The organism is Micromonospora sp. NPDC057141 (assembly GCF_042670805.1).
Taxonomy (GTDB): domain Bacteria; phylum Actinomycetota; class Actinomycetes; order Mycobacteriales; family Micromonosporaceae; genus Micromonospora.
Genome location: NZ_JBHUVA010000127.1, coordinates 1 through 10,263, shown reverse-complemented (window position 1 = coordinate 10,263; position 10,263 = coordinate 1). Strand labels below are relative to the sequence as shown.

Sequence of the window (10,263 nt, the reverse complement as noted above, 5' to 3'; positions counted from 1 at the left end):
ACAACCGCAACCCCACCAGGGCCACGCCAGAGACCTCCTCAAGACCAATGACGGGCAAGAACCAACTCGTCGTCACCTTCGGTGACGGCTAACACCCGGTAGAGAATCCGCCGGTGTGGGACGTCGACCGGCAGGCGTACGTCGCCCCCAAGACGCGCGAGCCGCTGCCCACCTGGGGCGAAACCCACGACGCTCTCGAAGAATCTGACAGCCGACCCGCGTACGTGGCGCGGCTGGGCCGGATCGACGCTCGGGGCATCGAGCAGGGCACCCGGGATGCGGAGCGGTCGATCCGGTACGTGACGAAGTACGTCACCAAGGACCTGACCCGAGGCCAAGCCCCGATCCGACGCGCAGAAGGCACACTCCGACCGTCTACACGCGGAACAAACGGCGGCTGCGGGCGGCATACCACTGCACAGCCCAAGCCATCGATACTTAGACATATCCGCAGGCTAGTAGGCGTTTCTACTGATCTTCGAGGTGCCCCCGGCAGGATTCGAACCTGCGACACACGGTTTAGGAAACCGATGCTCTATCCCCTGAGCTACGGGGGCGCGAGGGCCTAGTCTAGCGACCTGGGGGTTCACCTGGGGTGGCAGGGAGTGGCCCACGTTCACCCACGTCACCCGGACCCCCGTTTACCCAGCCCAGGACCACAGCTCGAGCACACGAACCCCCGTTTGCGACCATGATCGGCTGTGGTGACCCGTGTTGGCGCCGGTTGACCCGGGTTGGCATTCGCTGGCGAGCACACGTCGCGCACATCATCGAAGATCATCCAGAGGCTCCCTTTTCAGCGGCCGGTTGCCATCCGGGCCGTGCCGGCCTCGTCGGCGACCTTCCGGGCTTCGGGCGCCGGATGGGGGCAAGACGCCTATACGGGGTCAGCGTTCGGGATGAGTCCCACATCCGCCTCGCGAGAAACTCCCCGGCTCAGGGGACGCGTGGGAGTGCGAGCTTTCGTCGGTCAGGTCGGTGGGAGACCGTCTACGAACGGGCCTCTGTCGTGGCGTTGTCAGCGGGTAGGGTCTCGGCGTGACGTCGAGCGTCGGTCCCGGGGCGGTCTCGCCGCCCGATCGGCGGCGGTGGACGTGGGAACATCCCGTTGGTCCGCGTTGGCTGCTGCTTGGCGACGTCGACCTTGAGGGTTCCTGGGCGGACGACGTCCCGCTGGCGTTGTGCGCGGAGATCGAAGGACTGTTCGTGGACCTGCCGCCACGGCCTCGGGAGCGGTTCACGCTCGTCGGCTGTACGCCGGCCGGCGCGCTCGCTGGTTTCCTCGATCGGCTGCCCGCCGAGGCACTCGGCACGGAGCATGCCTGGCTGGGCGACGTCTTCGTGACAGCGTCCCCGCCACCGTACTGGTGGGGCCAGGATCTTGGTGACGTCGTCGTGCTGGCGCAGCGCCCGAACGCCACCATGCCGGGAACCGTAGACATCGACCTCAGCGGTTTCGCCCGCGTCCACGACCGCACGGAAGCCGTGATCCGTCCCGGGCAGGTGACCGAGTTCGTGCTGCAGGGCCCGGACGGGGAGCCTTACGGCACGTGTCGGGACGTCACCGGGGTGTTCCGCGATCAGGCCGCGCCCACGGTGACGCAGGTGCGGCTGCTCGGCTGCCGGCCGGAATCTCCCCTGCTGACCAAACTCGATGCGCTCGGCCAGTCGACCAAGGCCGGCCTGCGTCGCCGTCGGATCAGCGCTGAGGTGTACGCAATCGCCGCCGACGGCTCGGCCAGCCAGGTCATCGGGGCCATGCTGTCCGGGACGGTCGATGCCAGCGAGCCGTCGCGGATCGGGGCCGGACTCCTCGACGTGACGGTCCGCAGCGACATGGGTGAGCCGATGCCGACGGGGATCCTCGGCATCCTGGAGCATTGGCACACCGGAAGGCCCGCTGAGAGGAATCTGTGGGCCGGCTACGGCCGGGAGTTGCGCCATCACTGGGCGGGCGTGGCTCTCGCCCACCGAGCTGTTGCACCGGATCGGCCGGCCGGTGTCACGTACGACCTCGACGGTCGTTTCGTGACCGACATCGAAGGCTTCTACTGCGCGATCGGTGAGGCGATCAACGGACCGGGCGGATACTTCGGGTGGAACCTCGACGCCCTCGATGACTGCCTACGCGGAAGGTTCGGTGCTCAGACACCGTTCCGGCTGGTGTGGCACGACTCGGCCGTCGCCCATGAACACCTCGTCGCCAGCTACGACCGGCGTCTACTGGGTCCGGCGACCACCCTGGAGTACCTGCTGAACATGCTTGCGGAGCATCAGGTCGACATCGACTTGCGGTGAGCTGACAGTCGACGCCGACAACCGCCGCGTCACCCAGCCGAGCCCGACGAGAGGGTTGGACACACGGTGGCAGGCAGCCGCCGTGGATCCTTAGACAGGGATGTGGCTGTGCCGGGTGCCGTTGACGCGGCCGGAGTCGGTGAGGGGGACGAAGAAGTCCTCGCGGTAGTCGAGGTGGGGCCGGCCATCCGTCCGGGCGTGAGCTCGTGGCCGCGCGTACTGACGCGCCTCCGGCGGATTGGTCGGGGCGAGTCGCTGTAAAGGGTCCAGCCGAGGACGCACGCCCGTCAGAGGCGCAGGATCCTGTCGTATTCCTCGTCGTACCAACCGTCGGCGTTGTGTTTCTGGATGCTTCCCGCGACTCGTGTCAGCATCAGCACGTCGCCGTTGAGGGTCAGGGCCGCGTCCTCGACCCGGCCGGCGAGGATCCTGGCCACGGTCGCCAGCATGTGGGGCTTGCCCTTGTCGGTCAGGGTATCCTTGCGCATGTAGAAGCTGATGTCGACGTAGGTCTCCGGCTCCCACTGCCACAGAGATCCCCCGTCGTCCTCGGCGCAGTAGTAGCCGTGCCGGCCACCGGTGATGTCCACGACGTACCCGTGCTCGTCGTTCAGGTCGGCGCTGAACATCCTGCCGCCGGACGCCGTGGACGTCTCGACAGCTTCGGGAGCAGCCAGCTCTGCCACCTGCTCGAGTGGGATGTCGCCCGCCAGCGTCAGCCGGTATTCGACAGCCATCTGCACCCCTTCATCAGTCTCGCCGGATGATCTGAATGATCGCACCGTCCCGCGTTACCGCCGCCAGTTCCTTCAGGCCCGCTATGGGCCAATCGTGGAACTGCTTGTGCAGGGCGGTGAGGTCTCCTCGCCAGTCGTGGAGGTTCAACATCACGCGTTGGGTCTGTTCGGCGTCGACCTTCCGGGACACCGCGCTCCAGACGGCACGGGCCGGCACCGGTGCAGTGGGCGCGTAGCAGTCGAAGACGCGCCCCTCGATGAGGAAGTCGGGTGCCTTCTCCGGCCTCCCAGAATCCCCGGTCTCACGTCGCGCGTCCGCGACCTCCTGCCTTGTGGGGTTCTGCTGAACCCGGTACCCCTTGCCGGCGACCCTGTCGGCACACTCGTTCTCCAACTCCAGCGCACGCCGCTCACGTGGCTTCTCGTTCGCCGAGATCCGGGTTCGACGCCCGGTAGGTGACCCGCCGGCAACGCCGGTGGGACGCCTGCTCCACGGGGATCCTGCGCCAGTGGCCGTCGAGACGGGGCCACCCAGGGGGGAGGTCGTCGGGGGTGTACCGCTGGTGGTAGCAGGAGTAGGGCTGGCCGGCCGATGACCGCCAGCCCTCGTCAGTTTCCCGACGACCCCAACTGCCGCGCCTGCGCGATCGCCGCTTCGACGGCCTGCCGGGCGCTGGTGGTGCGCGCGACGACCAGCACCAGAACCTGCTTGATACCGTCCAGGGCCTGCAGCAACGGCCCGGGCTGTCCGCCCTGCAGGACCATGGCGACGAGCTGCTGCGCCTCACCGACTCCGGTGATGGCCCCGGCCGCCGCGTCCCGGGCACTGTCGACGGCGCTCTGCACGGGCGCCAGCCCGGCGATCGTCTCCTGCGGGGTGGCTTCGTTCGGCACCGCCACGGTTGCCCTTGTCGCCTCACCGATCGAACCGGCAAGACTGCCCAGGCCGCCCTGGAGGCCAATGATCACGTCGCGCACCCGCGCCACACCGGCCGCCACGGCGACGAAACCAGCCGCGGCGGCCCGCAGCGCCACCTCCTGCGCCTGACGGTCGGCGGCGGCTGCCAGCCCCTGCGCGCGTTCGACCCCGGTCAGCAGGGCGCGGAGCTCACCGGTGATCTTCTCGATGTGCGACACGTGGCCGGCATCCCCCAATCGATGACAGTGCAGATGCTCTCGCCGGCCGAACCTACCGAGACAACCACCCAGCCACCAGCCGCCGACGCGGCCGGCGGCGCGGCGCACCTAGTCACGGCGTGGCGGCTCAAGCTTCGACGACCACGAGATAGAACGTGAAACCAGCGACAACAGGACCGCGAGCCAGCCGCTGCAGCCACACCTCGGCGTCGGACTCGGCCACGTCGCCTGCCACCACCGCCCGCGCGGTGTTACGCCGCAACCCGAGGATCTGATCCGCCGTTTCGAAGTCGCGAAACATCACCGCGACGGGCTCGACGGACCTGATGCCGAACCCAGCCTGCGCGCACAGGCGAACCAGCTCCCTGCCGACCGTCGGATTACGCACCCGGCCCGCGACGAAACGGGCGAACCGCCGGCTCGTGTCGACGTCCGCGTCGGCGACCGCAAGCGTGTCCCAGTCCGGCTCGGCCATCCCGAACAACCCCCCGGGCCGAAGCACCCGGCGTGCTTCCCGGATCGCCCTCGCCGGATCGGCCACGTGCTGCAGCATCCGATCCACCCGCAGCCGATCGACGCTGGCGTCCGCTACCGGCAGATCGTGGATGTCGCCGGAAGACAAGCGCACGTTCGACCGGCCAGCCAGGCGGAACCGTGCCTCCTCAAGCATGCGAGGGTCCTGGTCCACCCCGATGACCACCCCGTCCTCACCCACCGCCTCGGCAAGCCGAGCAAGGTCGGTTCCCGGACCGCAGCCGACGTCGGCAACCGCATGTCCGAGCCGCACGTCGAGAGACGACACGAACCGCTGCTTGTAGTCCAAGCCCGCCGCCGTGCCGGCAGCCGCATCCAGGTAGCTGATCGGGTCCGGTGCCGCCGCGAGTCCCACCATCCGCCTACTGAAGCACACGATCCAAGGCCGCTGGCGAGAAGACCGCAAAAGACGTTGGGTAGCCCGGGTATCACGACACCAGTGAGGTACGTCGGCCCGAAACGACGAGATCCTGCGCCAAGGCTGCGACGCGTTCAGAGTCAACCTGGCGGGGATTGCAGCCGTAGTACTCGCCGGTGACGGAGTGGCCAGAGATGAACCGGGGTGATCGGCACGATCACCCGACCGGCACTCGAACCCGGTCATCGTTCTGATCGTCCTGACTCGGTCAGCGGTTGAGGGCATCCCGTCTACCGCCAACTCGAAACCGCGACGCCGCCGATTCTCCGAGGCGCTGGGTCTCGGATCGGGGCAGGCCGACGTCGCACTCGACCTGTCCCAGCATGCGCACGAACCGGACCTACGGCTGCTCAGGCGGCCTGAACGCGTGGCAATGCCTCCGCGGGCAGAACAAGTACCTTCCCGTCCGCCCGCCGGACGAGCCCGATCTCGACATCGGGCAACTCCGAAGCAGCCACCGATTCCTCGCTTGCCAGTTGCCGTAGACGGCCTGGCCAGGCGAGCAGGGTGTTCACTTCGTTCTGCGTCAGCAGGCGGTTCGTGAAGCTCTTGGTGGGAGCGCGGAGCCGGAGTTCCGCCAGGTCGACCAGGAGGGCACGTAGCTCCTCTTGAAGCTCGTCCACGCTCCGCTGCTCGCTCTGCAGCATCGCCGTGAAGCGATGGAATGCGAGTTCTGGAGACTTCTGGGCGTGCTCCACGGCTTGAAGAACCGCGACTCGACGTTTCGTGGCGATGGCCAGCGAGGCGAGCCGGAGCTCGACGCGGAAGGCGCCGTTGGGCTGGTCGATCCCGGGGAATGCCTTGAGGAGATCAGCGATCTCCACGCCCTCGGGAGAGAACGCTGCGAGTTTCATCCGCCACGTGGCGGCCCTGCGGGTAGCGGCGGCGATCGCGGTGTCAACGGTGTGCACCGCAGCGTCCAGACCCAGAGAATGCCCGGCCTCGCCCTTGTCGAGCAGGAGCGCGGTTGCTCTCTCGACGGCCGTCGTCGCCCCGTTGAGGCGATCGCGCTCCGCGTCGAGATTGTCGGCGGTCAGCTCCTCAAGTAGCTCGGTGACTCTCTCCATGGCCTTACGGCGCTGCTCTTCGGCGTACAGGCTCGCGGCGGTGGCGACGGCGAGGAGAACGAAGGATGCTGCGGCGGTGACCATACCGGCGCCGGTAGCGGCCTTTGCGGTGCCACTCATCACCCCGGCGGCGCTTGAACGTGGCGCGTCGGCCATAACCGGAACGAAGGTCGCATTCTTCACGATTCCCGACTTGCCGAGAATGCCGCCGTGGATTCCACCGACGGCAGCCTTGGACGGCATGGACCGAACCAGGCCTTCACCAAGTTGCGCCGCTACCGTCCTCGGCACCACCATGCGATACAGCGTCTCCGTCGACTTGGCGGCCCCGGCCATGCCCGTGGGGGCATTGGCCCGCAGCTTCAACAGGTTCCGGAGTTCCACGGCAAGCGGCGAAGCGGCGTCGAGGAGCCTTCCACCTCGAAGGTGACTCTCTGCGGGAAGCGGATATGCCTCCACCGTGACGAGCGGCGTGTCGAGAAACGCGGCGAGCGCCTGCCGCAGCCCGGCAAGCCGCTCCGGGGTCATTCCCTCGTAATCCACGGGAAGCTGCGCTGCCAGCGGGATCCTCTCGGGCTCCGTCGCCAGGGTCCAAACCGGCACCTGCAGATCGTCCGTCACGCCGCTTCCGCCGTTCCTAGTCGTGGCGAGCACCTCCGAGAGACTAACCACCCACGACGACCACAGGACTGTCGGCTATCTGGCGACATGAGATGCGGGCAACGGTTCCCTGCCACCGACATCCATCGAGACACACCACTGCCGTCGCGGCGGCGACCGCCTCGGCATAAGTGCGCTCTGGGGCGTCAGGCAGAGACTCCCTCTGAACCTGCGACTGGTTCGCATGACTTGGGGCACCTATGTCCAGTCGGAAAGCGGCCCGCCCCCGTACCGGCTTCCCGTACGCCGTTCTCACCGAACCGGTCGCCAGGTTCTGCCGCCTGCATAGGTGGAGCGGCGGGGTGGCCGGATCTCGCTCGACGTGCTGCCCATCGGTCGAGAGACTGACGGCCGTGAAAGCCGCAATGGTGTTCCCGGACGGCGCGTGGCAGAAGATCAGGTTCGGCCTGTTCGAGCCGACCCTCGACTACAGCGGGAGCGCATGGGGCCGGGACGTCCTCGATCCGTGGGTTGCTCCCCACTCGTCGATCTTGGCCGCGTTGCGGCAGGTCGGCGAGGCGAGGATGGCCGCCGTCGCGTTGGCGCGTGAGGACCTGTGGGCGTTGTACGCGTTGAGCAGGGTGATGGAGTTGCTGATCCTGCCCGGCCAACCTCCCGCCACCGATCCCGGCGACCCTGCGGACTGGCTTGCGTCCTCGGCGTACGGGCGGTTCGTCGCGGCGATCGGCGGCACGTTCCCGCAGGGGGAAGGGTTCCATCCGTTCCTGCACGAGATCGTCGAGGTCGAGCCAGCGGATGATCCGCAGGCACTGCCGGTGCTGGTCGGGCAGTGGTGGCCGGGTTGTCTCGTCGGGTCGCTGCTACTCATGCGTGGCGGCGTGAGCGTTCGTGCCGGTGCCCGCCACCTGGATCCCGTGCTGGCCACGACCTCAACGTTGTACTGGGCGTGGCGGCGGCGGTACCGGCAGGTGGCCGACCTGTCGCACGGCTGGGGCGGCAACTCGCAGTGGCGCACCGGCTTCCGCCGTGACTACCGGCTGGCCGACCGGCTCGTCTACAACGCGGACGCGGCGCTGGACCCGACGCCACCGCATCCCGGCGGCCCGGACCCGAGCACAGACGTGGACCTGCTGCGTTACCGGTGCAGCACCCTGGTCGACCACGGCGACGACCAGTGGATGTGGGACAGCCACCACGTCGAACCGACAGCACCCACCGTCACACCGCCTGAGTAAGCGATGCACCCCGAGCGGGAACCCCGCCGCCTGACCCGGCAGTGCTCCGGCTCCGGTCAGGGGCCGGTTGGGGTGAGTCGTAGTTCGGGGAGGTGTTCGGTGGCGGCGTCGATCACGGTGCGGGCGAGGGCCGCAGGTAGGCCGGCTTGGGCGGCGAGGTCTTCGATGGTGGTGTGTTGTTGGTTGAGGAGGGTGGCGGCTCTGCCGAGGAGGGTGGGTTGTTCGCGGGGGCCGAGGTCGCCGGGTTCGGGGTGGCCCCATTGGGCGAGCAGGCTCATTCCGCGTCGGTAGGTGTGGTCCCGGTAGATGCCGAGGTCGTGTCCCCGGTAGACGAGTGCTTTCAGGCTGATGCCCCAGCGGCGTTTCAGCTCGTGCAGCCGGTCGAAGTCGAGCCGGGCGGGAAGCTCGGCGGCGAGGGTGGTGCTGGGGGCGAGGAACTCGGAGGCGAAGGCGGTGGCCTCCCGTTCCAGGAGTTGGCTGCCCGGCTCGGCGTCGTGGTGCAGCAGCAGGTGGCCGAGTTCGTGGGCGGCGTCCATCCGGGAGCGGGCCTTGTCGTTCTTGGCCGGGTTGAGGAAGACGAACGGCCGCTGGCCGTACCAGTGTGAGAACGCATCCACCCGTTCGGAGGCGTCCGGTAGGGACAACACGATCACCCCGTGCGCCTCCAGCAGCCGCACCATGTGCGGCACCGGCCCGTCGTCGAGCCCGAACTCCGCACGTGCCGCCGCGGCGACCGTGCGGACGTCCTCGGCCCGCGCGGGTTCCGGCCAGTCGAGCTGCGGCAGCCGCAACTCGGGTAGCCGCAACTGCCGGCCCACGGCCTCGACGACCCGCCAGGCGACCTCGCCGAACGCCTCCGCCTGGTCCCGTTCCGCCTGGCTGGTGGCCCGCAGGCTACGGAAGTGCGCCCGCCCCGGCGACGCCGGGGCCGGGACACCGGCGGCGAAGAACTCCACCGGCATCGCCAGCGCCAACGCCAACCGGGCCAGCACCGCCGCCGAGGGGCGGGCCTGCCCCAGCTCGTACTGGCTGACCGCCGCCGCCGTCACCCCGACCTGCCGGGCCAACTCGTTCTTCCGCATCCGCCGCCACCGCCGGGCCAACCCCAGCGCGTGCGGCTCGAACCCCGCCACCGCTGCGGTGACCGGCACCGGCGGACGAACCCCGCCCGTCACGCCCGTCGACCAGCAACACCGAGGGTACGGCCGGCACCGCCAGTAGGCCGCAGCGTCTCGATCGGCAGCTCCGGCACGGGCAGCTCGTCGTGCCGCTGCCCCGGCACCCCGACCGGACCGCCGACGACCGGCAGCGGCGTCCCCACGGTGACGGCGTCACCGAACCAGAGCGTCACCTCGAACCACGGCGACCCACCCTCACGGTTGTCACGGGGCAACCCGAGGTACGCCGTCGCCTCGCCCATGCCGATGTCACCGGTGTGCGCGACCCGCAGGTGCCGCTTCGGCGGCACCACACCGGCGAAGACTTCCGGGAACTGCTCGGCGTCGTCGAAGGCCAACTGCCCGTCGCGGCTGTTCTCCACCGCCCCACCCAGGCGGGCCTCGCTGCCCTCCCACCGGATCGACTCGATCCCACCCTGCAACGAGTACAACCGCACCACATACCCGGCGCACAGGATCTCCAGGGAGTTGTCCTCCACCCGCACCCGCACCCCGTCGACCCCGCCGAAGGCCGCCTTGCCGAGGTTCGTCAGGTTCCGCCACACCGTCGTGCCGAAACTCATCGCGTCGTCACCCAACTCCGGCTCGTGCCGGTCCGCGGCCCGCCGGTAGACCTGCCGGATCAACCCGCCCAGCGGCTCCAGCACACCCCGCTCGTCCAGCACCGCCACCGCGTCATCCAGCAAGCCCATGCCACAGAATCTAGTCCATGCCGCAGTTGATGTTGCGGAAATCAAGCAGCCGACACGCCCGACGTCGAACCTGGCACTGCCGACGCAGCCTCACCGAAATGACGCCGGAGACACGCCCCACCACCCAGGCTGCCCCTCCCGGCAACAGGCGGGAGGGGGCTTCGGGCGCAGCGGGCCTACTCCTCGTCGGGGTTCTCGATGCGGACGCCCAACGCCCCGGCGAGGGCGTAGGACAGGGCGACGAGGTCCTGAGAGGGCGGTTTGGAGATTCTTGAGTTGGTCTATGCGTTGAGCCCGGTTGGTGGTCTTCCGGCGGGTTTGTTGTGGGTCTCTACCAGTCGATGTT

General features: G+C 68.7%; 9 protein-coding genes, 1 tRNA gene and 1 pseudogene. 3 read left to right on the top strand and 8 right to left on the bottom strand.

Translation table 11 applies throughout. The features are described from left to right. Window positions 1-113: 113 nt before the first annotated feature. Window positions 114-473 (top strand): annotated as a pseudogene (locus ACFT41_RS31205) (replication initiator); the annotation flags it as partial. A gap of 11 nt (window positions 474-484) precedes the next feature. Here the strand turns inward: ACFT41_RS31205 and ACFT41_RS31200 are convergent. Continuing rightward, window positions 485-557, bottom strand: a tRNA-Arg gene (locus ACFT41_RS31200). An 838-nt stretch (window positions 558-1,395) separates the two neighbouring features. Here ACFT41_RS31200 and ACFT41_RS31195 point away from each other — a divergent pair. Then, on the top strand, window positions 1,396-2,298 hold the full coding sequence (locus ACFT41_RS31195) for a barstar family protein (protein ID WP_377614085.1): 903 nt from the start codon (window positions 1,396-1,398) through the stop codon (window positions 2,296-2,298). A gap of 287 nt (window positions 2,299-2,585) precedes the next feature. Here the strand turns inward: ACFT41_RS31195 and ACFT41_RS31190 are convergent, their stop codons facing one another. The 5 genes from ACFT41_RS31190 to ACFT41_RS31170 form a co-directional block, all read right to left on the bottom strand. Continuing rightward, a complete protein-coding gene (locus ACFT41_RS31190) occupies window positions 2,586-3,035 on the bottom strand; it encodes a SitI3 family protein (protein ID WP_377614084.1) in 450 nt (149 codons plus the stop codon). A gap of 13 nt (window positions 3,036-3,048) precedes the next feature. Continuing rightward, entirely contained in the window at window positions 3,049-3,435 is a 387-nt protein-coding gene (locus ACFT41_RS31185) for a hypothetical protein (protein WP_377590063.1), read from the bottom strand. Window positions 3,436-3,644: 209 nt separating this feature from the next. Next, on the bottom strand, window positions 3,645-4,172 hold the full coding sequence (locus tag ACFT41_RS31180; RefSeq protein WP_377590052.1) for a DUF6244 family protein: 528 nt from the start codon (window positions 4,170-4,172) through the stop codon (window positions 3,645-3,647). A gap of 127 nt (window positions 4,173-4,299) precedes the next feature. Continuing rightward, window positions 4,300-5,064: a methyltransferase domain-containing protein gene (locus ACFT41_RS31175; protein WP_377590054.1), complete on the bottom strand. Its 765-nt coding sequence runs from the start codon at window positions 5,062-5,064 to the stop codon at window positions 4,300-4,302. A 410-nt stretch (window positions 5,065-5,474) separates the two neighbouring features. Continuing rightward, entirely contained in the window at window positions 5,475-6,812 is a 1,338-nt protein-coding gene (locus ACFT41_RS31170; protein ID WP_377590056.1) for a hypothetical protein, read from the bottom strand. A 392-nt stretch (window positions 6,813-7,204) separates the two neighbouring features. Between ACFT41_RS31170 and ACFT41_RS31165 the strand changes: the two genes are divergently transcribed. Continuing rightward, entirely contained in the window at window positions 7,205-8,047 is an 843-nt protein-coding gene (locus ACFT41_RS31165; protein ID WP_377590058.1) for a hypothetical protein, read from the top strand. Window positions 8,048-8,103: 56 nt separating this feature from the next. Here ACFT41_RS31165 and ACFT41_RS31160 read toward each other — a convergent pair whose 3' ends face one another. Together ACFT41_RS31160 and ACFT41_RS31155 are read right to left on the bottom strand one after the other, a co-directional pair. After that, window positions 8,104-9,198 (bottom strand): XRE family transcriptional regulator, encoded by a 1,095-nt coding sequence (locus ACFT41_RS31160; RefSeq protein ID WP_377590060.1) that lies wholly within the window; start codon window positions 9,196-9,198, stop codon window positions 8,104-8,106. Between the two features lie 20 nt (window positions 9,199-9,218). Continuing rightward, the gene (locus ACFT41_RS31155) at window positions 9,219-9,917 is read right to left on the bottom strand and encodes a hypothetical protein (protein WP_377590061.1); all 699 of its coding nucleotides are present in this window, start codon (window positions 9,915-9,917) and stop codon (window positions 9,219-9,221) included. Window positions 9,918-10,263 lie beyond the last annotated feature (346 nt).

Bases quoted from the DNA above. Each gene is read 5' to 3' on its own strand.
- ACFT41_RS31190 (WP_377614084.1), bottom strand. From the start codon at position 3,035: ATGGCTGTCGAATACCGGCTGACGCTGGCGGGCGACATCCCACTCGAG.
- ACFT41_RS31155 (WP_377590061.1), bottom strand. From the start codon at position 9,917: ATGGGCTTGCTGGATGACGCGGTGGCGGTGCTGGACGAGCGGGGTGTG.
- ACFT41_RS31175 (WP_377590054.1), bottom strand. From the start codon at position 5,064: ATGGTGGGACTCGCGGCGGCACCGGACCCGATCAGCTACCTGGATGCG.